The sequence below is a fragment of the Pseudoduganella sp. R-31 genome, assembly GCF_049913235.1.
In the GTDB taxonomy this organism is placed as follows: Bacteria; Pseudomonadota; Gammaproteobacteria; order Burkholderiales; family Burkholderiaceae_D; genus Rugamonas.
On sequence record NZ_CP183986.1, the window covers coordinates 4,037,786 to 4,062,347 of the forward strand.

Consider the following 24,562-nt stretch of genomic DNA (forward strand, 5'->3'; position numbering starts at 1 on the left):
ACTGGAGACAGCATGAAATCAGCCATCACCGCCAAGGTCGCAAAACGCCGCTGGGGCATAGGCGCCCTGCTCGGCATCGGCGTCCTGATCAACTATATCGACCGCATCGGCCTGTCGGTCGCCGCGCCGCAAATCCAGGAGGCCTTCAACCTGACGCCAGTCGACATGGGCCTTCTGTTCAGCGCCTTCGCCTGGTCTTACTCGCTGCTGCAGATCCCGGTCGGCATGGTACTGGACCGCTTCGGCCCGACCCGCGTTGGGCGCTGGGGCGCCTTCCTGTGGGGCCTGGCTTCTGTCATTACTGCCTTCTCCAGCGGCTTTGCCGGCATTTTCGCCGCCCGCATCCTGCTCGGCATTGCCGAAGCCCCGGCCTTCCCGGTCAGCTCCAAGGCCACCGGTTACTGGTTCCCGCGCAATGAACGCGGCACTGCCACCGCCATCTTCGATGCCGCAGCCAAATTCTCCAACGTGATCGGCGTCCCCCTGGTGGCCGTCACTGTGGTGGCCTTCGGCTGGCGCTGGGGCTTCGGCCTGACCGCGGTGCTGAGTTTCAGCTACTTCTTCGCCTTCCTGCTGTTGTATCGCGACCCGAGCGCCGATACCAAGTTGAGCAAGGCTGAACTCGATTACATCCAGCTCGGCGGCGCCGCACCGGAAGGCCCGGCAGAAGGCGGCGCCGTCAATATGCTGGGCTACCTGCTCACCAAGTCCAAGGTCTGGGGCCTGACCATCGGCTTTGCCGCCTACGGCTATACCTTCTACCTGTTCCTTACCTGGCTGCCTGGCTACCTGGTGCAGACCATGCACATGAGTATCATCAAGTCGGCCGGCTTTGCAGCCATTCCATGGGCCGTGGCGACGGTAACCGACCTCTTCGTCGGCGGCTGGCTGATCGACCACCTGATCGCCAAAGGCAAGAATGAATCCGTGGTGCGCAAGAGCGTGCTGGTGATCGGCATGCTGTTCGGCCTGGCGGTGTTCGGCGCGACGCAAACCACCGATCCGGCATGGGCCATCTTCTGGATCTCGATCGCACTGGGCGGCCTGGCATCCGCAGCACCGGTCGGCTGGTCGCTGCCCTCGCTGATCGCGCCGAAGGGCGGTGCCGGCACCGTCGGCGGCATCATGAACTTTGCCAATAACCTGATGGGTGCTGCTGCCCCTATCGTGACCGGCATGATCGTCGGCGCGACCAATTCCTTCGCCAACGCCTTCATGGTTGCCGGCGTGATCCTGCTGGTGGGCATTGTGTCCTTTGTCTTCGTACTTGGGAAAATCGAGCCCCTGCCAGATCCGGTCCCGCGTGGCAGCACGGTCCCTGCATAAGCGCGCCGCCCCCTAATCAAAAACGGAGACAGCATGAACAAACGCATTACTGCGGTGGCGACGCTCGCCCTTACCGTTTGCAGCAACGCCGCATTGGGGCAGAGCAATGTCGCTTTCTACGGCGTGATGGACCTTGGCATTTCACAGGACCGCGGCGGCCTGGCCAGCACCTCGACCCGCGTTACCAGCGGCATGGCGACCCAGAGCCGCTGGGGCTTCAAAGGCAACGAAGACCTGGGCGGCGGCCTGTCGGCCTTCTTCGTGATCGAAGGCGGCATCCACGGCGACGTGGGCAATTCGACCCAGAACAATACCTTGTTCGGCCGCACCAGCATCGTCGGCCTGCGCAGCGCCAAACTAGGCTCGGTGTCCATCGGCCTGCAGGACACGCCGCTGTTCACGACCCTGAACACGATTGTCGACCCGCTGCGCAACGGCATCGCTCGCTCCAACAACCTGATGCCTTCGACCGGGTTCCGCGCCAGCAACTCGGTACTGTTTCGCACCGCCGACATGCATGGCTTCAGTGCCGACTTCATGGTGGCGGCCGGCGAGGTGGCGGGTGACAGCAGCGCCGGCCGCGCGCTTGGCGGCTCGGTCGGCTACGCCAAAGGCCCCTGGAACATCCGGCTCGCCTACCACAACCGCAATAACGACAGCGCCAACGTGAAGAACACCGGCAGCGGGCGCAATTTCCTGCTCGGCGCAAATGTCGACTTCGAAGTGGCCAAGCTGTGGTTCGGCCTCGGCGTCGACAAGGGCTTGAATAGCGCGCCGTTGAACGGTTCCGGCGCGCCATTCGGCGCTACGCCACCGACGCCATCGACCGACAGCCGCGACCTCCTCCTTGGTGTATCGGTCCCGTTCGGGCCGCACACCATTGTCGCCACCGCCATTGCCAAGGACGACCGCGGCGTGCTGAAACAGGACGCGCAACAGTATGCCCTGGCCTATATGTACGCTTTCTCGAAGCGTACGGACGTCTACACCTCATACGCCCGCATCCGCAATCACAATGGCGCGGGCTATACAGAAGGCAATAGTGAAGAGCCGGGCTTGGGTGACCGCCAGTTCACGGTCGGCCTGCGCCACCGCTTCTGAGCTGTCACCGAACCCACGATTCTTTTGGGAAATAAATTTGACAACAGGGGGATTTCGGGGTGAAATGTGCGTTCTCACCCAAGGAATTCCCTCTATGAATCAACGTATTACCCGCCTGGCGCTGGCAACGGCGCTGATTGCCTGCACTTCCCTTGCCCAAGCGCAGTGGATGTGGGTGAACGACAAAGGCGTGAAGCAACTGTCCGACCAGCCGCCGCCACCGGGCACGCCACCAAACCGCATCCTGAAAGCACCACGCGGCGCTGCCGCTGCCGAGCTGCGCAAGGAAATGGCTGCGTCCGCCGCCAACGGTGACGAAGCCCCAGCCGCCGAAGAGAAAGCCGCACCAGTCAAGCCGACGTTGGCTGAACGCAACGCCGACTATAAGAAGCGCCAGCAGGAAGCCGCGGAAAAGACCGCCAAGGCCAATGAGCAGGCCAAGGTCGACGCCGAGAAGAAGAAGTACTGCGCGGAAGCCAAGAGCAATATCGGCATGCTGGAAAGCGGCGTTCGCGTATCCGAAATGGGCCCGAACGGCGAGCGCAACTTCATGTCCGACGAAGCCCGCGTGCAAAAGATCAAAGAACAGCGCGAGTCCGTCAACAACATCTGCAAATAAACGGGAACTCGCATTGCCGGGCATGGCCTGAGCATGCAACTGGCCATGATCGGCGCCCTGCTGCGCCTGGCGCGAGTTTTCTAGGCTTTCTTCGCCCGGCGGCGCCGGGCGTCCTTCGGATCGGCGATCAGAGGACGGTAAATCTCGACCCGGTCGCGTGCACGGACCACGGTATCCAAGGTTTTCTTCTTGCCGTAAATCCCGACCGGCATCGTCACCAGGTTGATCTCCGGCGCCTCCTGCATGATGCCGCTGATCTCGATAGCCTGGCCGATCGTCGTGCCCTCATCCACTTCCAGCGCATACAGCAATGGCTGTGAAGCTGGCGCATAACACACGGTAATCTTGATACGTTCAGCCATAGACAGTCTCGGCACGCTTGCAGAAGGAATCGACCATGCTATTGGCAATCATGCCGAACACCGAACCGATCACCTGTTCCAGCAGCTTGCTGGAAAACTCGTAGTGCAAATCGAGTTCGACCTTGCAGGCATCATCGCGCAGGGCCTTGAAAGTCCAGGTGCCGTCGAGGGTCTTGAAGGGTCCGTCGACCAGCTTCATGCGGATTTCGCTGACCGGCGTATTCGTATTGGACGTGGTGAAGTGCTGCTTCACACCATGGAAATTGATCCCAACGCTGGCCACAACATGGTTCTCCCCCCGTTCGCGGACATCAACTCCGCCACACCAGGGCAAAAATTTGGGATAATCCTCGACCTTTGCCACTAAATCAAACATTTGCTCGGCGCTGTATCCCAGGAATACCGACTTGTGCACTACTGCCATTGAGTAACCGTTTGCTATGATGTTGTCCAAAGAACCCGTAGTTTAACCGACCCACGCATTTTTACCCATGTCCATTGCCGATAATCGCAAAGCCTTCCACGACTACTTCATCGAAGACAAGTATGAAGCAGGGATCGCGCTCGAGGGCTGGGAAGTCAAGGCGATCCGCGATGGGCGCGTTCAGATCAAGGAAGCTTACGTTACCATCCGCGATAACGAACTGTACCTGTTTGGCGCGCACATCAGCGCCCTGCCCACCGCTTCCACCCACATCCACCCGCAAGCAGTGCGCACCCGCAAGCTGCTGCTGCACCGCGCCGAGATTGACAAACTGGTCGGCAAGGTCGAGCGTGCCGGCTATACGCTGGTGCCGCTGAACCTGCATTTCAAAGGCGGCCGCATCAAATGCGAGATCGGCCTGGCCAAGGGCAAGAAGCAGCACGACAAGCGCGCCGCCGAGAAAGACCGCGACGCCAGCCGCGAGGTGGCGCAAGCCATGAAGCAGCACCGCCGATAACATTTCCAAGTGGCAACATTGATGGTACACTTTGCACCATCAATAATGCCCGGAAATGACATGGCGACCAAAATCGCATTCGCACTGATGGCAGCCGCTGCGCTCAGCGGCTGCAAGACTCCGTATTCGTCCGCACCGCTCGCCACCAATTTCCCCACCACCAGGCAGGAAAAGCTGCAGGCTGCGGCGCATTGGAACGCGATCGCCGGCCATCTGCAGCAACAGCTTATCGCCGAGCTGAAGAAGGCGCCGCCACGACCGCTGTATGTGGCAAGCCCTGTCAACCAGACTCCATTTCAACAGGCTATCAACAACCAGCTCATCTCCTCGCTGGTCCGGGACGGTTACGTGGTTTCGCGCACGCCCGCCGGCGCACTGCAAATCGACCTCGATATCCAGGCCATCACATTCAGCCCGAATCGCAAGCAAGCACCGACGGTAGGCGTAGCAACCGCCATCGCCACGGGCGTTTGGGTGCTGGCCGAGCGTATTGGCGAACCGGTCGGCAAGCTTGGCCGCTTTGCAGGCGCAGCCGGGGTTGGCGCCGGCATCGACGCCTACCAATGGTACGGCAGCGAATTCGCGTCTGGACCAACGCCTCGCACCGAGATTATCATTACAGCGTCCGTGACCGATGAACATCGCTACCTTGCGCGCGCGGCTAACACCTACTATGTCGCCGACACCGATCGCGCCCTGTACGGCATACGGGACGAAGCCGTACTGCAAATTAGCCAGAGCTTCCAGGTAAAAGGAGACCGATGATGCGCGCTATCGCTGCCCTACTTCTTCCGCTCGCACTGGCAGGCTGCGCCTGGTTCTCCAACAAGCCGCCCGAGAACGACTATGCCTCCACCTCGCAAAACCAGTTTGTCGGGGCCAATTACCGGGCAGCAGACGCTCTGCTCGCGCAACTTAATGGCCGCGTGGCAGGCGACAAACCCTTGATCATGGCGACCGTAGTCAACATCGACGCGCTGGACCAGAGCTCCACACTGGGCCGGCTGGTATCCGAACAGGTGTCGACGCGCCTGGCCCAGGGCGGCCTGCGCATGCTCGAAATGAAGCTGCGCAATTCGGTCTACATGAAGCGCCAACAAGGCGAAATGATGCTGACGCGCGAAGTGGGCGAAGTGGCGCACAACCACAATGCCCAGGCCGTAGTGGTCGGCTCATACGGCGAAACCAATGACGCCGTCTTCGTCAACATCAAGGTGGTACAGCCGCAAACCAACCAGGTAATGGCAGCCACCGACTACGTGCTGGCCAAGGACAGCGTAGTCCGTTCTATGCTGCTGGGACGCTGAGCAAGTCCACCAGCCGGGGCAGCACTTCCTGCGCGGGCGACTCCAGCTTCAGGGACAGCAGGCCGTCGGCGCGCGTCCTGCCTGCGTTGATCGCGGCAATCGGCTTGCCCGCCGCCGCAGCCATGCGGCAGAAGCGGTAGCCGGAAAACACCATCAGCGAAGAGCCGACCACCAGCAGCGCGTCGGCCGCCTCCATTTCAGCCAGTGCATGCGCGGTGCGTGCCGGCGGCACGTTATCGCCAAAGAAAACCACGTCGGGCATCAGCACACCGCCGCAGGCGGCGCAGGCCGGCGCATGGAAATCCACCAGCGCATCCGGTTCGATCGCAGCATCGCCGTCGGGCAGCGGCTGGGCAAGCATATTCGCCAGCTCGGGATTGTCACGCTTCAACTGCGGCTGCAGGCCGGCGCGCGAATAGCGGGCCTGGCATGCGAGACAGCTTACATGGTGCAGGTTGCCGTGCAATTCGATCAGGCGCTTGCTGCCGGCCCGCTGGTGCAAGCCATCGACGTTCTGCGTAATCACGCAATGCAGGTGGCCGCCGGCCTCCAGTTCGGCGATCGCGCGATGGCCGGCATTCGGCACGGCGCTCGCCATCGTGGGCCAGCCCACCATGCTGCGCGCCCAGTAGCGACGCCTGATCGCCTCGTCGCGGCGGAATTCCGGGCCCTGGATCGGCGTGCGTCCGCGCCGCACGCCGTCCTTGTCCCGATAGCCGGGAATGCCGGAGGCAGTACTCAGCCCCGCGCCGGTCAAGACCAGCACGCGGCTGTGGCGCGCCAGCCAGCGCGCCAGTTCAGCCTCAGTCGACAGCGGCGCATCCATTGGGCTTGAAAATGCGTTCGGTCGACGCCGGGTATTTTTCCAGCTTCGCTGTGGCGCGAGTTGGGCGCGGAGCGAAGTCGCCGCCGCAGTTCGGGCATTTGCCGTGCAGCTTCTCGTCCACGCAATCGGCGCAGAAAGTGCACTCGAAAGAACAGATCAAGGCATCCTGCGCACCGGGCGGCAAGTCCTTGTTACAGCATTCGCAGTTGGGTCGCATTTGCAGCATTTCCAGGTTCCTTTATTGATTCTTGTAGCTGATTGCATTCAGCAAAGCGCTGGTGGTGTCGATATCGGCCAGCGCCTCATTACTTGCGCGCGCAAAGCTGCGTTCACGGATGCGGGCCAGGCGTTCGAGCAATTCCTGCCTTGGCAGTCGCGATTGCACGATCGCCGCAGGATCAATGCCCTCGTAACGGCCCCCATTTGCTTCCAGCGTATCGAGCAGGCGCCGCACTTCAGCGTCGGCCAAACTGCCCTTGCCTGCTTGCTGTGCCGGCTGTTGCGCCAGTTGCTGGCGCATCGGCGCAAAGAAGGCCAGCGCCTCTTTCGACAACCCTTGCGGCTTGAGCGCCAGCAGCACCTGGCGACCCTGCGGCCCGCCTGCGCGCAACAGGAAGTTCACAGCGCGCGTGAACACTTCCATGTCCGGGCTTTGCAGCAGCGGTTCAACGGCCGGCACGCTGGCTGGCGAGCCGACGAGCTGCAGCAAGTCCAGCACAGGCTTGACCAATGAAGGGTCGCGCAACAGTGTGGCAAGATGACGCTCTGCCGCCGCGCCAAAGCGGCCATACAGCAAAGCGCGCACCCCGGTTTCGTCGATGGTAGAGCCTTGCTGCGGCAGCGGAATGCTCACGGCCTTGCGCAGGAAAGCGCGATCGACCAGCGGCAGCAGGCGCGCATCCTGGCTGGCCGCGGCAGCGTGCATCAGGCGGAATAGCTGCGGGCCATCGAGCGCCGCATCGGGATTGATGGCCAATGCCGCTTGCACGATAAGCGCCTTGTCGGATTCGGCGCCGTAAGCGGCCAGAAAGCAAGCGGCGTCCAGCAACAGGTGCTGGCTGGGGCGCGGCGAGCGCAATTCGGCAGCCAGTTCGCGGCGCAGCAAGGGAATTGCATCCTCACGGTAATCGCCGAAGAAGCGCCAGGCAGCATCGAGCTCGCGGCGCTGGGCTCCCGCTGCGGCGGCGTTGGCAGCCGCCGGCATGGCGCGGATCTGGGCGATGCGGGCAGTAATGGCGGCATCGGTAGCGGCATCGCCGGCATATGCCGTGAAAGACGACGCTGCCAGGGCAGCGGCAAGAAGGCGCCTCATGCCGACAGCCTGCGCTGCAGGTCCGTCACGCCAGCGAGCCAATCCTCGTAATGTTCGCTGTCTTGCCACAACTCGCGCAACTCGGAAGCATCGGACAGCACCAGCGCCAGCACGCGCTGGGCCTTGTCGGCGATATCGGCCCGAGGCTTGTTGAGCTTCGCCTGCACCTCAGCCACCCACTCGTCGACGCGCTCGGAATCCTCATCCCTCGCCCCGCCCTTGCCTTGCAGGCGCGACCAGGTTTCCACCGCCGCCAGCGCCTCGGCGCCAAATGGCGCCTCCAGGTACTCGGTGGTCTCCGCCTGCAACACGTTGTTCAACGTGTCCTCGATAAAGTAAAGGTCCCTCGATTCCTGCAGATCCTCCGCCCAATCCTGCGCGAAGTCATTGCCAAACGGTCCAACAGCCCAGGTTCCCACAAGCGCCTCCTGTACGATATAAGGCCGCATTGTACGCAATTACGGCAGACCTCGTGTCACACCCTGGGGTCACACCCCGAAAGTGACACGGGCTGAGCCATTTCCCGCTTGAGGCCGTGTCACACTTGGGGTGTGACCCCAAGGTGTGACACGGACTCTGCTGGAGCTTACTTCTGGGTCTTGACCACTTGCAGGGCGGTGGCGATCAGGCTACTCATTTCACCGACGTTGGCGGGCACGATCAGGCTGTTGTTGGTCTTGGCCAGTTCGCCGAAGGCGCTGACGTATTGCTCGGCCACTTTCAAGTTCATTGCCGCTTCGCCGCCGGGTTGCTGGATCGCTGCGCCAACCTGCTTCAGCGCGCCGGAAGTCGCTTCGGCAATTGCGAGGATGGCGGCAGCTTCGCCTTGCGCGCGGTTGATGGCCGCTTGCTTGTCGCCTTCGGAACGGGCAATCGCGGCTTCGCGCTCGCCGGTGGCGATGTTGATCTGCTCCTGCTTGCGGCCTTCGGAGGCTGCAATCAGCGCGCGCTTGCCGCGCTCGGCCGTGATCTGGGCCTGCATGGCGTGCAGGATTTCTTGCGGCGGCGTCAGGTCCTTGATTTCGTAGCGCAGCACTTTCACGCCCCAGTTGGCGGCCGATTCGTCGATCGCATTCACCACCGTGGAGTTGATGTGGTCGCGTTCTTCGAAAGTCTTGTCAAGCTCCATGCGTCCGATCACCGAGCGCAGCGTCGTTTGCGCCAGCTGCGTGATTGCGGCAATGTAGTTGGAGGAGCCGTAGGAGGCGCGCATGGCATCGGTCACCTGGAAGTACAGGATGCCATCCACCTGCAACTGCGTATTGTCCTTGGTGATGCAAACCTGCGATGGCACATCCAGCGGTATCTCTTTCAGCACGTGCTTGTAGGCGATGCGGTCGATGAACGGCACCACGATATTCAGGCCGGGCCCCAGCGTGGCGTGGTATTTGCCAAGCCGCTCGACCACCCATGCGTGCTGCTGCGGCACCACATTGATGGTCTTGAAGACGAACACCAGCGCGACGATAAATACCACCAGCGTGACAGTGCCAAAACTGATTTCCATTCCCTTCTCCCTGTTATGCGCCGACGATCAGCCGGCTGCCGCGAATCTCGCGAATCCTGAATATGCCTGGTGCCGCTGCTTCGCCCGGCGCCAGTTCCACATCCCACATGGCGCCGCGATACATCACGCGTGCAGCGCCGTCCTGCCAGGCGGCCACGCTCACGGTCTGGCCGATGTCCAGGTTGACGTCCGGGTTGGACGCCGCCGGTGGCTGCGTGGTCTTGCCAAAGCGGCTGCGGCGCAGCAGCAGCGTGGCGATGGCGGCGACCATGGCGGCCACCAGCATCTGGCCCGGCATGTCGATGCGCGCCAGCGAAACAAGCGCGCCCGCCCCCATGCCGATGGCAATCATCAGCAGGTAGAACGTGCCGCTAAACAGTTCGAGGGTGACCAGCACGCCCGCGCCAATCGCCCACAACATCCAGTCAGCCATCACAACCTCCAAAAGTAAAAAACCCCCGCTGCCGACAAGGCCACGGGGGTTCAAGCCGCTTATCGGCGGTTTATTGTTGCATTTCTGCCAGCTTCTGCCAAGTGTCGATGACCGAGTCCGGGTTCAGCGACATGGTCTCGATACCCTGCTGCATCAGCCACACGGCCAGTTCCGGGTGGTCGGAAGGACCCTGGCCGCAAATGCCGATGTACTTGTTCAGCTTGATGCAGGCCGAAATGGCCATGCCCAGCAGCGCACGCACTGCTGGATCGCGCTCGTCGAAGTCGGCGGCCAGCAGTTCCATGCCGGAATCGCGGTCCAGGCCCAGGGTCAGCTGGGTCAGGTCGTTGGAGCCGATCGAGAAGCCGTCGAAGTGCTGCAGGAACTGCTCCGCCAGCACGGCGTTGGATGGCACTTCGCACATCATGATGACGCGCAGTCCATTTTCGCCGCGTTTCAGGCCGTTCTTGGCCAGCAGGCCAACCACTTTCTCCGCCTGGCCCAGGGTGCGCACGAACGGCACCATGATTTCGACGTTGGTGAGGCCCATTTCTTCACGCACGCGCTTCATCGCGACGCATTCCATCTCGAATGCGGCAGCGAAGTCTTCGGACAGGTAGCGCGCGGCGCCGCGGAAGCCCAGCATCGGATTTTCTTCATCCGGCTCGTAGCGCGAACCGCCGATCAGCTTCTTGTACTCGTTGGACTTGAAGTCGGACAGGCGCACGATCACTTTCTTCGGCCAGAAGGCAGCGGCGATGGTGGCGATGCCTTCCGCCAGCTTGTCGATGTAGAACTGCTTCGGCGAAGCGTGGCCGCGGGCGACCGACTCCACCGCCTTCTTCAGGTCGGCGTCGATGTTCGGGTATTCCAGGATCGCTTTCGGGTGCACGCCAATATTGTTATTGATGATGAACTCGAGGCGGGCCAGGCCCACGCCGTTGTTCGGCACGGACTGGAAGTCGAAGGCCAGCTGCGGGTTGCCCACGTTCAGCATGATCTTGGTCTTGATCGGAGGCAGTTCGCCGCGCGACACTTCGGAGATCTCGGTTTCCAGCAGGCCGTCGTAGATCTTGCCCTCGTCGCCTTCTGCGCAGGACACGGTCACGAAGTTGCCGTCTTTCAGGACGTCGGTTGCGTCGCCGCAGCCCACGACTGCCGGCACGCCCAGTTCACGCGCGATGATCGCTGCGTGGCAGGTGCGGCCGCCGCGGTTGGTGACGATGGCCGAGGCGCGCTTCATCACCGGCTCCCAGTTAGGGTCGGTCATGTCGGCTACCAGCACGTCGCCCGGCTGCACGCGTTCCATTTCGCTTGGGTCGTTGATCACGCGCACAGGACCGGCGCCAATCTTCTGGCCGATCGCACGGCCGGAGGTCAGCACGGTGCCGCTCGACTTCAGCTTGAAGCGCTGCTGCGAGTCAGTGGCTTTCTGCTGCGATTTCACGGTTTCAGGACGTGCCTGCAGGATGTACAGCTTGCCGTCGCGGCCATCCTTGCCCCACTCGATGTCCATCGGGCGGCCGTAGTGCTTCTCGATGATCATGGCGTACTTGGCCAGTTCGACGATTTCGGCATCGACCAGGGAGTAGCGGTTGCGCATCTCGATCGGCACATCGACGGTCTTCACGGAACGGCCGGCCTTGGCTTCGCTGGTGAATTCCATCTTGATCAGCTTGGAGCCGATATTGCGGCGGATGACGGCCGACTTGCCCTGTTCCAGCATCGGCTTGTGGACGTAGAATTCGTCCGGGTTCACGGCGCCCTGCACCACGGTTTCGCCCAGGCCGTAGGAGGAAGTGATGAAGACCACGTCCTTGAAGCCCGATTCGGTATCGATGGTGAACATCACGCCCGAAGCGCCCAGGTCGGAACGCACCATGCGCTGCACGCCGGCCGACAGCGCCACTTCAGCGTGGGTGAAGCCTTTGTGTACGCGATAGGAGATCGCGCGGTCGTTGTACAGCGATGCAAACACGTGCTTCATCGCTTCCAGCACGTTGTCGATGCCGACCACGTTCAGGAAGGATTCCTGCTGGCCTGCGAACGATGCGTCAGGCAGGTCTTCCGCGGTGGCGGAGGAGCGCACGGCGAACGACACTTCAGTGGTGGAGTCTGCGACCAGTTTGTCGTAGAAGGCGCGGATATCGGCTTCCAGGCGAGGCTGGAACGGAGTATCGATGATCCATTGGCGGATTTCTGCGCCCGATGCTGCCAGGGCGCGGACGTCGTCGACGTCCAGGTGTTCAAGGCGGTCAGCGATGCGCTTGGCCAGCGAAGGGCCACCGTCAACGCTGTGCGACAGGAAGTCGCGGAAGGCCTGGGCGGTGGTCGCGAAGCCGCCAGGCACCCGCACACCTGCGCCGGCCAGCTGGGAGATCATCTCCCCCAGCGACGCGTTCTTGCCGCCGACGGATTCGACATCCGTCATGCGCAAATTCTCGAACGAGGCAACGTACACCCCGTCGGATTGCTCCTTCAATGCTGCGTTAGTCATAAAGACACCTTTTTGATGATAAAAATCTTTACGCAGGCATGCTTGGCATCGTTCTTGTCATTCTTGGCGCCGTGCAGCACAATCTTACCGTTGGCAAGCATTTTACAGCCTGCGCAGCAAATTGACGATTCATCCACTGGAAAAGCTTTTTTGATGCCACAAGATCAACGTTTATTGCCGGCTTCGAGCCGCACCGTCTTTTTCGTCTCTGACGGCACGGGCATCACTGCCGAAACTTTCGGCCATTCCGTGCTGACGCAGTTCGACCTGCGCTTCCGCCAGATCCGTCTGCCCTTCATCGATACCTGCGACAAGGCTTATGATGCAGTGCGCAAAATTAACGAGATCGGGGCCGAGGATGGCGCCAAGCCGATTGTCTTTTCGACCCTGGTGAAAGCGGAGCTGTCGGAGGTGATCCAGCGCGCCAACGCCATGCACATGGACCTGATCCAGACCTTCGTCGCGCCGCTTGAGCAGGAATTGGGCGTCAAGTCGACCCACACCATCGGCCGGTCTCACAATGTGGTGGACAGCGAGGAATACAAGAACCGTATCGAAGCGATCAACTTCTCACTCGCGCACGATGATGGCCAGTCGAACAAGAACTTGTCCTCGGCGGACGTGATCCTGGTCGGCGTCTCGCGTTCCGGCAAAACCCCTACTTCGCTGTACCTGGCCATGCAATACGGCGTGAAAGCGGCCAATTACCCCCTGATTCCCGACGATTTCGAGCGCGGCAAGCTGCCTTCGGCGCTGTATGCGTACAAATCGAAGATTTTCGGCCTGAGCATCGAGCCGCAGCGCCTGTCGGAGATCCGCAACGAGCGCCGTGCCGGCTCCAAGTATGCTTCGCTGGAAAACTGCCGCTATGAGGTCAACGAGGCGGAAGCCATGATGCGGCGCGAAGGCATCCGCTGGCTCTCGTCCACCACCAAGTCGATCGAAGAGATTTCCACCACCATCCTGCAGGAAATCAAGCCGAACCGCTCGGTTTATTGAGGATTTCCGCCCGCATCGCCCGCTGGAACTCGGCCCACAGGGCTGCCAGCGGGCGTCCATAGGCGCCGCTCACCGCCCCGGCAAACGCGTCGCCCCGCCCGACCGCCGCCAGCAGGCGCTTGAACGCTGCCGGGTCTCTTTCGTCCATCCACGCTACCAGCACCGACGCCTGGCGGTAATACATGGCATGCGCCAGCCCGTAGCTGGGCGCCTGCTTGGGCGCGAACAGGGAGCCCTCATCTTCAGGAACCATGTGCCGGCCGTGTACGAAGGCCTGCACCGCCTCCTCACGTGTCACGTTGCCAGCGCCGCCACCGCCCGACAGATAGGTCGGCAAGCCTTCCCAGAACCAGTTGGGTAACTTGCCGATGCCGGACATGCCGATCCGCTGCACCAGGTGCAAGTGCGCCAGTTCGTGCGTCACGATGGCCTCCCTGCGCTCGGTTGCCCAGGCCTGCATTTTCGGCGCAAGGTGCACATCGCCCAGCACCACCACTCCGGCTGCGCGCGGGGCAACAGCGCCGTAACGCGAGAAACTCTCGTCACTGGCATACACATTGACGCGTACCGGAGCCACGTACGCCATGCCGAAGGCCCGTTCATCATGCCCGATGGCGGCCGGCAGGAGCGGCGCAATGGCTGCGCCGAAGGCCTCGGCGCCGGGCTCGCACCAAATGCGGGGATCGGGCGTGCACTGCGTGAAATGGTCCTTGCTGGACAGCCAGGCACGCGCGCCGTAAAAGGCCATCTGGCCAACGGGCGTGAAGGCAGCGGCGACCGGCAGGCTGACCGCGATTAGCAGCCCCGCAATCCATCGTTTTTTCATTAGAAGAAGTCTTTCCAGTCATCCAGCCAGCCGGGGATGTCGTCCACCGGCATCGGGTTGGCAATATAGAAACCCTGGGCATAGGTGCAGCCCAGCCCTTGCAGGAAGTCCCAGTCATCCCTGGTTTCCACACCCACTGCGCAGGCATGCCGCGACAGGCTGCGCGCCAGGCCAAGGCAGGTTTTGAGGACGGTGCCGATGGGGCGCTTGCGCGAGGCGCCATCGACGAAACCGGGATCGATCTTCAGCTCGGAGAACGGAATGGCGGCCAACAGCTGCAGGTTGGAGCGCCCGGTGCCGTAATCGTCGATCGCCAGCCCGAATCCCATCATGCGCAGGCGCAAAAGGCGTTCGATGAAATGCGGATTGGTGGTCAGTACTGAAGCTTCCGTGATCTCGAACGTGAGGTAGTCGGACAGGATGCGGTGGCGCTCCAGGCAGGCCGTCATCTGGGCGATGAATTGCGGGTGCGCCAGCGTGCCAGGGTCCACATTGAGCGAGATCGAAATCGGAATCCCCTTGTCGTGCAGGCCGCGACAGGCTGCGACCGACTTCTCGATCATGCACCAGTCGAGGAAATCGATGCGCCGCACGCTTTCGAGCACCGGCACAAATGCCGATGGACCAAGCACCCCATGCTCGGGATGGCGCCAGCGGGCGAACACTTCCAGCCCTTTGACAGTGCCGGTCTCCAGTTCGATCTTGGGCTGGAAATAGGGATCGAATTCGCGTCCCTGGAGCCCGCGCCCTACTTCGGCAAAGCTGAACTCGGGATGCTGCGGGCCCGCTTCCGGCTCGGCGGAAGGCTCCCGGTAGTTGGCAATCAGTTCCTGCAGCCTGGCCGAGGTGACTGGCTTGGCCGAACTGCCCAGCACATCGAGTCCATAGGCTTCGGCCATGGTCTCGACGGAAAACAGCACGTCGGCGCTTTGCGAGGCGAAGATGATGATGCCCGCCCGGCAGTCGATTTCGGCCAGGCGCCGTAGCACTTCCAGGCCGTCCATGCCGGGCAGCGTCAGGTCCATCAGGGCGATGTTGGCGGGGGGATTGAGGCCGATTTCCAGCAGGCGCAGTGCACTCAGCCCATCTGATGCCTGGGTCACCTGCCGGGCGCCCAAGTGGCGCAGCATGCCGGCCAATAGCTCACGCTGGACGGGTTCGCCCTCGGCGACCAGGAAGTGCAAGCTTGCAATTTCCATAACGCCCATTCCAGCATGGTTAGTTTTATTAAGCCAGATTTTGCCTTACTTGCTCGAAAAAGCATACTGCCGCGCATGCGGCGACATTCAGCGATTCGACCTTGCCCAGGTGGGGCACGATGACGCGGTGGGTGGCCGTGCTTAACAGCATGTCCGAGACACCCTGCCCTTCATGTCCGAAGATCCAGGCCACGGGGCGTTTCAGGTCCAGCCGGTACAACTGTTCGGCTGCGTAGCCGCTGGTGGCCAGGGTGGCGATTTGCGCGCCCTGCACCAGTTGCGGCAGGTCGACGTTTTCGTAGATATCGAGCACAAAGTGGGCGCCCATGGCGGCGCGCAGCACTTTCGGCGACCAGCAGAAGGCGGTGCCGGGTGCGCAATACACCTCCTTCACGCCTGCAGCGGCGGCGCTGCGCAGGATCGAACCGACGTTGCCCGGGTCCTGCACGTTATCCAGCAGGACGGCGTTGACGCTCAGCGCCTGAGGCACATCTTTTTGGGGCGTGGCGATCAGGAACATCAGGCCGACGCCGTGTTCGACCTGACTGACGGCGTGGTAAAGCTGGTCGGTCAGGCACAGGATATGGGCGTGCTCTGCCTCCAGGCGGGCGATGATGGCGGCCACCTCCGGGTTGTGCAGCGCGCCTTCGGCCACGATGGCTTGTTCGGGATGGCCGCGCAACTCGAGCCAGGTCTCGCACAGGTGCACGCCATCCAGCAGGCTGCGGCCGGCCTTGCGACGCGCCTGCGAGTTGGTGGCGAGCTTGGCCAGTTCCTTGTATTGCGCGTTGTCGCGCGAAGTGATGTTCTTCACAGGTCACGCTCCAGGACTTCACGCACCGGCGCAAAGCTGCGGCGGTGCACCGGCGAGGCGCCGTGCTCGCGCAAACGCTCCAGGTGCAGCGCCGTGCCATAGCCTTTGTGCTGGTCGAAGCCGTATTGCGGGTATTTCTTGTGCAGCTTGACCAGCGCGGCGTCGCGCGCGGTCTTGGCCAGGATGGAGGCGGCTGAAATGGATTCGATCTTGTCGTCCCCTTCCACGATGGCGATGCTCTGGATGCGCATGACCGGGCACTTATTGCCGTCGATCAGCGCGAGGGTCGGCACGGTTTGCAGCGCATACACCGCACGCTTCATGGCCAGGAGGCTGGCCTGGAGAATGTTCAGGCGGTCGATTTCCTCTTCCGAAGCCTTGGCCACGGCCCAGGCGATCGCGTGCTCGCGGATCAGGGGCGCCAGCTCGTCGCGCTTTGCCTCGTTGAGCTTCTTGGAATCGCGCAGGCCCGGAATCGGCCGGTTGCGATCGAGGATCACGGCAGCGGCAAACACCGGGCCGGCCAACGGACCGCGCCCGGCCTCATCGACGCCGCAAATGATCTCGTCGAGGGAATATGGAAGGTCGTCAAACAGACCGGATTGTTGGGACATCACTCAATTCTTTCTACTGTCCAGTTCGTGTCACACCTTGGGGTCACACCCCAAGTGTGACACGAACTGATCCATTCTCACGGCAGCGTCCGTGTCACCGTTGGGGTGTGACCCCATGGTGTGACACGGGCTTATCTGTTGATGACCTTAAGGACTGCCGCGGCGCCTTCCTGGGCGCTGTTACGCAGCAGGCTGTAATGCATGTCGGTAAAGCGTTGCGCCAGCTGCAGGCGGTGCGGGACGTCGCTCAGTTGTTTCCACATGGCGTCGGCCAGCGTCTCGGCTGTTGCGGCGTTCTGCAGCATTTCCGGTACCAGGAATTCGCGCGCCAGGATGTTCGGCAGGCCGATCCACGGCTGGTATCCCATATGCCTCATGATATGCCAGGATGCGGCCATCATCTTGTAGGCAATGACCATCGGCTTCTTGAACAGGGCTACCTCCAGCGAGGCGGTGCCGGAGGCTACCAGCACGGCATCGGCGGCGCAGATGGCTGTGTGCGACTGGCCATCCAGCAGCATCAGCTCGACATCCTGCAGGCCGGCTTCGGCCACCAGTTCCAGGAAATACTTGCGCTGCTTTTCGCCCGCCATCGGCACCACGAATTTCAGCGTGCGGTCGCGCTGCTGCAGCAGCTTGCAGGCGCCAATGAAGGCGGCTGTGTTGCACTTCAGTTCGGCCATGCGGCTGCCCGGCATCACCGTGACGACGTTGGCATCCTCCGCAATGCCCAGCTGGCGGCGCGCGGCCGCTTCGTCCGGCTGCACGGGGATCACTTCTGCCAGTGGGTGGCCGACGTAAGTCACGGGCACGCCAGCTTTTTTGTAGATCTCTTCCTCGAACGGGAAGATCACCAGCATGTGCGAGACAGATTTGATGATCTTCTTGATCCGGCCGCCGCGCCAGGCCCAGATTTGCGGGCCGATATAGTGCACGGTCGGGATGCCTGCGGCGCGCAACTGCGCTTCCAGGCCCAGATTGAAGCCCGGATAGTCGGCGCCAATGAAGCAGGCAGGCCGTTCGGCCAGCAGCTGGTCACGCAGCGTGTTCTGGATGCCTTTCAGCTCGCGGTAGCGGGGAATGATCTCGAACAGCCCGCGCACGGTCATCTTCTCGATCGGCCATTGCGACTCGAAGCCATGTTCCATCATGGCCGGGCCGCCGATGCCGTGGAAGCGCGCTTCGGGCAGGTGCGGGCGCAGGCCGCCCAGCAGGCGGCCCGCCAGCAGGTCGCCGGAAGGTTCGCCGGCGACGACTGCAATCGATACGTCAGCGGACGATGCCACGGGTGGTCGTATCGAGGAATTCGCGCATCGAGCGCGCGGCGGCGGCGCAATCTTCCGGCAGCCCGGCTTCGGCTTCCAGCATGGCTGCCCTGGCTTCGTCCAGCGTCAGGCCGGAACGGTACAGGATCTTGTAGGCGTTGCGGATGGCGTTGATCTGCTCGCGCGTGAATCCGCGGCGTTTCAGCCCTTCGATGTTGACGCCATGCGCTGCTGCCGGATTGCCGTTCAACAGCACGTATGGCGGCACGTCCTGGGTCAGGCTGGTGCTCATTCCGACGAAGGCGTGGGCGCCGATCTTGCAGAACTGGTGCACGTTGGCGAAGCCGGACATGATCACCCAGTCGCCGATCTCGACGTGGCCCGCCATCTGCGCGTTGTTCGAGAAGATGGTGTTGTTGCCGACCACGCAGTCATGCGCCAGGTGGACGTAGGCCGAAATCCAGTTGTTGTTACCCAGCTTGGTCACGCCCTTGTCCTGCACCGTACCGAGGTTGAAGGTGCAGAATTCGCGGATGGTGTTGTCGTCGCCGATTTCCAGGCGGGTCGGTTCGCCGTTCCATTTCTTGTCCTGCGGCGCGGCGCCGATGGAGGAGAACTGGAAGAACTTGTTGTTCTTGCCGATCGTGGTATGGCCCTCGATCACGACGTGCGGGCCCACCACGGTGTTCTCGCCAATCACCACGTTCGGGCCAATGATCGTGTAGGGGCCGATCTCGACGCCGGCAGCCAGTTCGGCTTTCGGGTCGACAATCGCTGTTGGGTGGATGGTTGCCATGCTCTTACTCCACGGAGCGGATGGTGCACATCAGCTCAGCTTCCAGCGCTACCTGGCCGTCGACCGAGCCGACCGCCTTGTATTTCCAGATGCCGCGCGCATTGCGCAGGATTTCCACGTCCATCTTCAACTGGTCGCCGGGACCGACCGGGCGCTTGAAGCGCGCATTGTCGATGCCGACGAAGTACACCACCGAATTCTCGTCCGGCTTGATGCCCATGGACTTGAACGACAGCAGGGCTGCGGTCTGCGCCATCGCTTCGATCATCAGCACGCCGGGCATGACCGGCTTGTGCGGGAAGTGGCCGTTGAAGAACTCTTCGTTCACGGTCACGTTCTTGATGGCGGTGATGGACTTGTTCTCTTCATAAGAGATGACGCGATCAACCAGCAGCAGCGGGTAGCGGTGCGGCAGGTAAGCCTTGATCTCGCAGATGTCCATCGTCTTGTTTTCGGTAGTCGTCATGATTCTTCGTCTTCGGTTTTAGTTTTAATGGTTTTTTCCAGCGCGCGCATTTTATCGCGCATGGTCGGCAGGTTCCGGACAATCGCAGCCGACTTCTCCCAGTCGCTGTTCTTGGCCAAGGGGTAGAAACCCGTGTATTGGCCTGGTTCGGTGATCGAGCGCGATACCAGGCTGCCCGACGAAATATGGACATGGTCCGCAATCGTCAGGTGGCCAAGGATCATCGCCGCGCCGCCGAAAGTGCAGTACTTGCCGATTTTTGCGCTGCCTGCCACGCCGACGCAGCCGGCCATGGCCGTGTGCGCGCCGATATGGCAGTTGTGGCCGATCTGGATCTGGTTGTCCAGCTTCACGCCGTCTTCAATAATGGTGTCCGCCAGTGCGCCGCGGTCCACGGTGGTGTTGGCGCCGATATCGACATCGTCGCCGATCACTACGCGGCCCACTTGCGGGATGCGTACGTAGACCCCGCCGTCATTGGCAAAGCCGAAGCCGTCGGTGCCGATCACGGCGCCCGAGTGGATGATGCCGCGCTTGCCAATCACGCACTTCGAATGGAAAGTCACATTGGCAAAGAAATGCGTGCCCTCGCCCACCTGCGCATCGCGGCCGATGGTGCAGCCGGCATCAAGCACCACGCCAGCGCCGATCACGGCGCCCGCTTCGACCACCACTTTGGGGCCGATATGGGCAGTGGCGTCCACGCTCGCAGCCGGGTCGACATACGCCGTCGGGTGCACGCCGGCCGGGCGCACATAGGCCGTCTGCGCTTCGAAGATCTGCGCGGCGCGAGCAAAGTACACGTAGGGATTCTTGACGACGATGCGGGCACCCTTGTAGGTTTCTGCCACGGTGGCATCGTCATTGGCGCTGACAATCAGGGCTGCCGCGTGGCTTTGCCCTGCTTGTGAACGGAATTTGCTGTTACTGAGGAAGCTGATATGCGAAGCGCCTGCATCGGTCAACGGCGCGATTCCGGCAACATAAAGTTCCGGGTCCCCCACCAGTTGGCCGCCCAGGCGCTCGACCAGTTCTCCTAGCCGAAGGCCCATCTGTAATCCAATCTATCTGTTATTTGTCCAACGCTTCCAGCACCTTGTTGGTGATGTCGATGCGCGGGCTGGCCCACACGGCGTCCTGCAGGACGATGTCGTAGCCTTCGGTATTTGCAAGCTGCTTGATGATCTTCGTCGCCTTTTCGGCAATCGCAGCACGCTCCTCGTTGGTGCGCTGGTTCAGGTCTTCGCGGAATTCACGCTGGCGGCGCTGGAAGTTCAGGTCCGCCTCGTAGGCTTCGCGCTGCAGCTTGCTGCGCTCAGGCTCCGGCTTGCTGGCGCCTTCCTTTTCCCATTTCTCGGCCGCCGCCTTGGAGCGCATGGCCAGTTCCTGCAGCGCTTTCTCGCGGCTGGAGAATTCCTCGCGCAGCTTGTTGTCGGCCGACTTGGCCAGCTTCGATTCGTTGTAGATGCGCTCGGCGCTCAGCCAGGCAATCCGGGAGGACTGCGCCAGCGCCGGTGCCGCGGCCATCATGCCCAGCGCCAGTACGGCAGCGATTTTGCCCAGGGTAGCGGTTGCAGTCTTCAACTCGATTCTCCGTCCAAATAAGTTGCTTTGGTGCACTAAATGCATCAGAAACCAGTGCCCATCTGGAACTGGAAGCGTTCCAGGCGGTCACCCAGTTTGTCGTTCAGAGGCAAAGCATAACTCAACTTCAGCGGCCCCACCGGGGAAATCCAGCTCAAGCCCAGGCCGGCCGAGAAGCGCAGCTCGGACAGGCGCATCTTCTGGCGTTCCTGGTAGACCTGGCCGCCATCGAGGAAGCCGAACCAGCGCAGCGAGCGGTCCTGGCCCTGGCCTGGGAACGGCATCTGCAGTTCGGCATTGCCGATCAGGCGCGAAGCACCGCCCAGCGAGTCGCCGTAGCGCGGGTCGACCGCGCCCAGCGAGGAACTCTGGTAGCCGCGCACCGAGCCGATGCCGCCGGCGTAGAAGTTCTTGAAGACCGGGTAGTTCTTGCCGCCGAAGCCGCGGCCATAGTCGACCTCGCCCTTCAGCGCCAGGGTGATCTTGTTGGTCAGCGGCTTGTACCACTGGGTTTCGTACACCGCTCGCCAGTACTTCGATTCGCCGATCGCATCCAGTTCCAGGTTGATGCGCTGCATGTAGCCGAGGGTCGGGGTCATGGCGGAGTCGCGGCTGTCGCGCGCCCACGCCGCGGTCAGCGGAACCGAGTAGGCGTTGACCGAGCCGACGCCGCTGGCCGGGCCGCCCAGGTCGCGCACGTACTGCTTGAAGTAGGTCGGCGACGATTCGTCGGTTTCCACGTTCGACTTTTCCAGCCCGATACCGAAGAAGATGGTGTCCTGCTCGGAGAACGGCACGCCGAAGCTCACGCGGCCGCCGGTCTGCTTGATGGTGTACAGGCCGGTGTTGACTGCAGGCGGGCGGAAGGTGCGCAGGTAGAGCTCATAGCTGCGCGAGATGCCGTCCGGCGTGAAGTACGGATTGGTGTGCGAGAACGCGATGGTGCGGCTGTACTTCGAGGTATTCAGTTCCAGGCCCACGGTGTTGCCCGAGCCGGCGAAGTTGGCCTGCTGGATCGCCGCGTTGAAGGTGAACTTTTCAGCCTGCGAGAAAGCGCCGCCGATCTGGAAATTGCCGGTCGGGCGTTCGACCACGGACAGGTTGATGTCCACCTGGTCGGAGGTGCCCTGCGCTTCCGGCGTGTCGACGGTCACGTCCTTGAAATAGCCGGTGCGGTCGACGCGGTCGCGCGAAGCCTTGATCTTGGAGGCGTCGTACCAGCTCGATTCGAACTGTCGGAACTCGCGGCGGATCACTTCGTCGCGGGTGGTGGTGTTGCCCGAGATATTGATGTGGCGCACATAGGCGCGCTTGCCCGGGTCGATGAAGAAGGTGAACGCGACTTCGCGCTTGGCCTGGTCGATCTCAGGGTTGGCATTCACGTTGGCGAAGGCGAAACCGAAGGTGCCGAGGCGGTCGGTAATCAGCTTGTTGGTGGCGGTCAGCAGCTTGCCGGAGTACAGCTTGCCCTTTTGCAGCAGCACCAGCTGGCGCAGTTCGTCTTCGCGGCCGAACATTTCGCCTTCAAACTTGATGTCGGAGACGGTGTACTTTTCACCCTCGGTGATATTGATGGTGATGTAGATGTCCTTCTTGTCCGGCGTGATCGAGACCTGGGTCGAATCCACGTTCATCTCGATATAGCCGTGGTCCAGGTACCAGGACTTCAGGGTCTCGATGTCGCCATTCAGCTTGGTCTTGGAATACTGGTCGGACTTGGTGTACCAGCTGAACCAGCCGCCGGTATTCAGGGCGATCTGCTCTTTCAGCTCCTTGTCGCTGAAAGCCTTGTTGCCGACAATATTGATCTGCTTGATGCGCGCCACGTCGCCCTCATCGACGTCGAAGTCGATGCTGACGCGGTTACGCTCCATCGGGGTAACGGTGGTGGTGATTTTCACGCCGTACAGGCCGCGCGACAGGTACTGACGCTTCAATTCCTGTTCAGCGCGGTCCACCGATGCCTTGTCGAAGGTCTTGGCTTCGCCGACGCCGATATCCTTCAGCGCCTTGACCAGCATGTCCTTCTCGAATTCGTGGGTGCCTTTGAAGTCCACCTTGGCGATCGCCGGGCGCTCTTCCACGATCACCACCAGCACATTGCCGTCGCGCTCCAGTTTCACATCCTTGAAGATGCCGGTCGCGTACAGGGCCTTGATGGTGGCTACGGATTTGTCGTCACTGAAGGTTTCGCCCACGCGCACCGGCAGGTAGCTGAACACGGTGCCGGCTTCGGTACGCTGGATGCCTTCGACGCGGATGTCCTTGACGACGAACGACTCGGCGGCCATTGCGCTGCCGGAGCAGAAAGCCAGGACGGCTGCGCCTACCAGGGTACGGCGGAATTGGGGAGCGATACGATCAGTGTGTAATTTCATCGGCAAATCGAAAAAAATTAAAGCAGGCGGGCCAGGTCATTGAATATAGCCAGCGCCATTAAAGACACCAGCAATCCCAGTCCAATACGCTGCGCCATTTCGCCAAAGCGCTCGGAAACGGGGCGCCCTGTCAAAACTTCCAGCGAATAATACAGCAAATGCCCCCCATCCAGAACAGGAATTGGCAGCAAATTCATCAGTCCAAGGCTCACGCTGATAAAGGCGACGAAGGCAATAAAAGGCTCGGCACCCATTTTCGCCGTTTCACCGGCATATTCGGCAATGGTCAGCGGGCCGGTAATATTCTTCAGCGAGACTTCACCAACAATCATGCGGCCCAGGATCTTGAAGGTCATCGTGCAGATTTCCTTTACCTGGCGCACGGCTTTGGCGGCCGCCTCCAGCGGGCCGTAATGCACCACCATCGTATCAACTGCGCCCACCAGTTCGGCCTTGATCTTACCGACTGTTACAAGACCTTTGCTGTTTGCCTGCTTGTCTTCTACCGCGTCAGGGGTCAGCTCCAGCTCCAGACTGCGCCCCTCGCGCAGCACGGTGACGACCAGCTTTCGGCCCGGCGAGCGCAGGACTTCGGCCACGAAGCCGCGCGCATCGTCAATCGGCTGGCCGTCGACAGCCTGGATCACATCGCCCTTCAGCATTCCGGCGCGGCGGGCGGCGCCGCCCTCCTCCATGCGGCCAATGACTGGCGGCGGGCGCATCAGGTCGAGGCCGATCACCGCCGGCACGTCGTCCTCGAGGCTCGCATGGCCAGCCGCTTCGGCCGGCAGCGAAGCACGAACTTCGCCGTAACCGGGGCGTTCAAGCACCAGGCTCAGGGCTTCCTTGTGGATTGCAGACTGGATGATGGCCCAGCGCAGCTCGGACCAGCCCTGCACCGGATCGCCATTGACCGACTTGACCAGGTCGCCCCGGTGCAGGCCGGCAGCTGCTGCTGCCGTCGCTTTCGCCGGTTCCGCAATGCGGGCCGTCGGCTCGCGCACGCCGGACATGTACAGGCCGGCGTACAGGGCGATAGCAAGCAGGAAGTTGGCCAGCGGGCCGGCCGCCACGATGGCGATGCGTTTCCACACGCTCTGGCGGGTGAATTCACGGGCCAGGTCTTCGGCCGGCAGGCCGGATACATCGCCTTCGCGGGCATCCAGCATCTTCACGTAGCCGCCCAAGGGGATGGCAGACAAGGCCCATTCGGTCTGGTCCTTGCCGAACTTGCGCATCCAGACGATGCGGCCCATGCCGACCGAGAAGCGCAGCACCTTGACACCGCACCAGCGCGCCACCAGGTAGTGCCCCAACTCGTGGATGATGATCAGGGAACCGAGACAGACAATCGTGGCGAGAATGGTGCGAAAGGTGTCCATGGCTGGCT

At 62.0% G+C, this 24,562-nt stretch carries 27 protein-coding genes; 7 read left to right on the plus strand and 20 right to left on the minus strand.

Translation table 11 applies throughout. The features are described 5' to 3' along the window. The first annotated feature begins 12 nt into the window (after positions 1–12). The 3 genes from ACN9MY_RS18245 (at position 13) to ACN9MY_RS18255 (ending at position 3,046) form a co-directional block, all read left to right on the plus strand. A complete protein-coding gene (locus tag ACN9MY_RS18245; RefSeq protein WP_426335905.1) occupies positions 13–1,326 on the plus strand; it encodes an MFS transporter in 1,314 nt (437 codons plus the stop codon). Positions 1,327–1,359: 33 nt separating this feature from the next. Next, the gene (locus tag ACN9MY_RS18250) at positions 1,360–2,427 is read left to right on the plus strand and encodes a porin (RefSeq protein ID WP_426335906.1); all 1,068 of its coding nucleotides are present in this window, start codon (positions 1,360–1,362) and stop codon (positions 2,425–2,427) included. A gap of 94 nt (positions 2,428–2,521) precedes the next feature. Beyond that, positions 2,522–3,046, plus strand: a complete 525-nt coding sequence (locus ACN9MY_RS18255; RefSeq protein ID WP_426161892.1) for a DUF4124 domain-containing protein — start codon at positions 2,522–2,524, stop codon at positions 3,044–3,046. Positions 3,047–3,126: 80 nt separating this feature from the next. Here ACN9MY_RS18255 and ACN9MY_RS18260 read toward each other — a convergent pair whose 3' ends face one another. Both ACN9MY_RS18260 and ACN9MY_RS18265 read right to left on the minus strand, forming a co-directional pair. Next, complete coding sequence (locus tag ACN9MY_RS18260; protein WP_426161893.1) at positions 3,127–3,408, minus strand: RnfH family protein; 282 nt, start codon at positions 3,406–3,408, stop codon at positions 3,127–3,129. After that, positions 3,401–3,832: a type II toxin-antitoxin system RatA family toxin gene (locus tag ACN9MY_RS18265; protein ID WP_426161894.1), complete on the minus strand. Its 432-nt coding sequence runs from the start codon at positions 3,830–3,832 to the stop codon at positions 3,401–3,403. The genes ACN9MY_RS18260 and ACN9MY_RS18265 overlap by 8 nt, the downstream gene beginning before the upstream one ends. Before the next feature lie 67 nt (positions 3,833–3,899). Between ACN9MY_RS18265 and smpB the strand changes: the two genes are divergently transcribed. From smpB to ACN9MY_RS18280, 3 genes are read left to right on the plus strand one after another with little or no spacing between them, the layout of a single operon-like run. Beyond that, positions 3,900–4,349, plus strand: a complete 450-nt coding sequence (gene smpB, locus ACN9MY_RS18270; RefSeq protein WP_426335907.1) for an SsrA-binding protein SmpB — start codon at positions 3,900–3,902, stop codon at positions 4,347–4,349. Positions 4,350–4,409: 60 nt separating this feature from the next. Continuing rightward, positions 4,410–5,114, plus strand: coding sequence for a hypothetical protein (locus ACN9MY_RS18275; RefSeq protein WP_426335908.1), 705 nt, complete (start codon positions 4,410–4,412; stop codon positions 5,112–5,114). After that, positions 5,111–5,656: a FlgO family outer membrane protein gene (locus tag ACN9MY_RS18280; RefSeq protein ID WP_426161896.1), complete on the plus strand. Its 546-nt coding sequence runs from the start codon at positions 5,111–5,113 to the stop codon at positions 5,654–5,656. Before ACN9MY_RS18275 ends, ACN9MY_RS18280 begins: the two co-directional genes overlap by 4 nt. Here ACN9MY_RS18280 and ACN9MY_RS18285 read toward each other — a convergent pair. The 7 genes from ACN9MY_RS18285 to ppsA all read right to left on the minus strand — a co-directional run bounded on the left by ACN9MY_RS18285 (position 5,637) and on the right by ppsA (position 12,231). Further along, positions 5,637–6,482, minus strand: coding sequence for an NAD-dependent protein deacetylase (locus tag ACN9MY_RS18285; protein WP_426335909.1), 846 nt, complete (start codon positions 6,480–6,482; stop codon positions 5,637–5,639). The genes ACN9MY_RS18280 and ACN9MY_RS18285 overlap by 20 nt on opposite strands. Continuing rightward, positions 6,460–6,708: a DUF1272 domain-containing protein gene (locus ACN9MY_RS18290; RefSeq protein WP_426161898.1), complete on the minus strand. Its 249-nt coding sequence runs from the start codon at positions 6,706–6,708 to the stop codon at positions 6,460–6,462. The genes ACN9MY_RS18285 and ACN9MY_RS18290 overlap by 23 nt, the downstream gene beginning before the upstream one ends. A 12-nt stretch (positions 6,709–6,720) precedes the next feature. Next, positions 6,721–7,794 carry a hypothetical protein gene (locus ACN9MY_RS18295; RefSeq protein ID WP_426335910.1) on the minus strand — a complete coding sequence of 358 codons (1,074 nt, stop codon included), beginning with the start codon at positions 7,792–7,794 and terminating at the stop codon, positions 6,721–6,723. After that, on the minus strand, positions 7,791–8,213 hold the full coding sequence (locus tag ACN9MY_RS18300) for a DUF4259 domain-containing protein (RefSeq protein WP_426161900.1): 423 nt from the start codon (positions 8,211–8,213) through the stop codon (positions 7,791–7,793). Before ACN9MY_RS18300 ends, ACN9MY_RS18295 begins: the two co-directional genes overlap by 4 nt. A gap of 167 nt (positions 8,214–8,380) precedes the next feature. Beyond that, positions 8,381–9,301 (minus strand): SPFH domain-containing protein, encoded by a 921-nt coding sequence (locus ACN9MY_RS18305; RefSeq protein WP_426161902.1) that lies wholly within the window; start codon positions 9,299–9,301, stop codon positions 8,381–8,383. A gap of 13 nt (positions 9,302–9,314) precedes the next feature. Continuing rightward, the gene (locus ACN9MY_RS18310; RefSeq protein ID WP_426318225.1) at positions 9,315–9,734 is read right to left on the minus strand and encodes an NfeD family protein; all 420 of its coding nucleotides are present in this window, start codon (positions 9,732–9,734) and stop codon (positions 9,315–9,317) included. Positions 9,735–9,804: 70 nt separating this feature from the next. After that, positions 9,805–12,231 carry a phosphoenolpyruvate synthase gene (gene ppsA / locus ACN9MY_RS18315; RefSeq protein ID WP_426161904.1) on the minus strand — a complete coding sequence of 809 codons (2,427 nt, stop codon included), beginning with the start codon at positions 12,229–12,231 and terminating at the stop codon, positions 9,805–9,807. A 153-nt stretch (positions 12,232–12,384) separates the two neighbouring features. Between ppsA and ppsR the strand changes: the two genes are divergently transcribed. Then, positions 12,385–13,230, plus strand: a complete 846-nt coding sequence (gene ppsR, locus ACN9MY_RS18320) for a posphoenolpyruvate synthetase regulatory kinase/phosphorylase PpsR (protein ID WP_426161906.1) — start codon at positions 12,385–12,387, stop codon at positions 13,228–13,230. On the opposite strand, the gene ACN9MY_RS18325 is transcribed toward ppsR, so the two are convergent. From ACN9MY_RS18325 to rseP, 11 genes are all read right to left on the minus strand, one after another. Further along, the gene (locus ACN9MY_RS18325) at positions 13,205–14,056 is read right to left on the minus strand and encodes a hypothetical protein (RefSeq protein ID WP_426318226.1); all 852 of its coding nucleotides are present in this window, start codon (positions 14,054–14,056) and stop codon (positions 13,205–13,207) included. The genes ppsR and ACN9MY_RS18325 overlap by 26 nt on opposite strands. Next, a complete protein-coding gene (locus ACN9MY_RS18330) occupies positions 14,056–15,255 on the minus strand; it encodes an EAL domain-containing response regulator (RefSeq protein ID WP_426318227.1) in 1,200 nt (399 codons plus the stop codon). Before ACN9MY_RS18330 ends, ACN9MY_RS18325 begins: the two co-directional genes overlap by 1 nt. Positions 15,256–15,283: 28 nt before the next feature. Further along, positions 15,284–16,069 carry a TrmH family RNA methyltransferase gene (locus ACN9MY_RS18335; RefSeq protein ID WP_426161911.1) on the minus strand — a complete coding sequence of 262 codons (786 nt, stop codon included), beginning with the start codon at positions 16,067–16,069 and terminating at the stop codon, positions 15,284–15,286. After that, the gene (gene rnhB / locus ACN9MY_RS18340; RefSeq protein ID WP_426318228.1) at positions 16,066–16,683 is read right to left on the minus strand and encodes a ribonuclease HII; all 618 of its coding nucleotides are present in this window, start codon (positions 16,681–16,683) and stop codon (positions 16,066–16,068) included. Before rnhB ends, ACN9MY_RS18335 begins: the two co-directional genes overlap by 4 nt. A 131-nt stretch (positions 16,684–16,814) precedes the next feature. Beyond that, positions 16,815–17,969, minus strand: coding sequence for a lipid-A-disaccharide synthase (gene lpxB, locus ACN9MY_RS18345; RefSeq protein WP_426335911.1), 1,155 nt, complete (start codon positions 17,967–17,969; stop codon positions 16,815–16,817). Further along, a complete protein-coding gene (gene lpxA, locus ACN9MY_RS18350; protein ID WP_426161914.1) occupies positions 17,953–18,744 on the minus strand; it encodes an acyl-ACP--UDP-N-acetylglucosamine O-acyltransferase in 792 nt (263 codons plus the stop codon). The genes lpxB and lpxA overlap by 17 nt, the downstream gene beginning before the upstream one ends. Before the next feature lie 4 nt (positions 18,745–18,748). Beyond that, positions 18,749–19,210: a 3-hydroxyacyl-ACP dehydratase FabZ gene (gene fabZ, locus ACN9MY_RS18355; RefSeq protein WP_055924214.1), complete on the minus strand. Its 462-nt coding sequence runs from the start codon at positions 19,208–19,210 to the stop codon at positions 18,749–18,751. Beyond that, positions 19,207–20,262 carry a UDP-3-O-(3-hydroxymyristoyl)glucosamine N-acyltransferase gene (gene lpxD / locus ACN9MY_RS18360; protein WP_426161915.1) on the minus strand — a complete coding sequence of 352 codons (1,056 nt, stop codon included), beginning with the start codon at positions 20,260–20,262 and terminating at the stop codon, positions 19,207–19,209. Before lpxD ends, fabZ begins: the two co-directional genes overlap by 4 nt. Positions 20,263–20,281: 19 nt before the next feature. Further along, entirely contained in the window at positions 20,282–20,794 is a 513-nt protein-coding gene (locus ACN9MY_RS18365) for an OmpH family outer membrane protein (protein WP_426161916.1), read from the minus strand. A gap of 44 nt (positions 20,795–20,838) precedes the next feature. After that, positions 20,839–23,172 carry an outer membrane protein assembly factor BamA gene (gene bamA / locus ACN9MY_RS18370; RefSeq protein WP_426161917.1) on the minus strand — a complete coding sequence of 778 codons (2,334 nt, stop codon included), beginning with the start codon at positions 23,170–23,172 and terminating at the stop codon, positions 20,839–20,841. A 17-nt stretch (positions 23,173–23,189) separates the two neighbouring features. Then, entirely contained in the window at positions 23,190–24,554 is a 1,365-nt protein-coding gene (rseP, locus tag ACN9MY_RS18375) for an RIP metalloprotease RseP (RefSeq protein WP_426335912.1), read from the minus strand. Between the last annotated feature and the right edge of the window lie 8 nt (positions 24,555–24,562).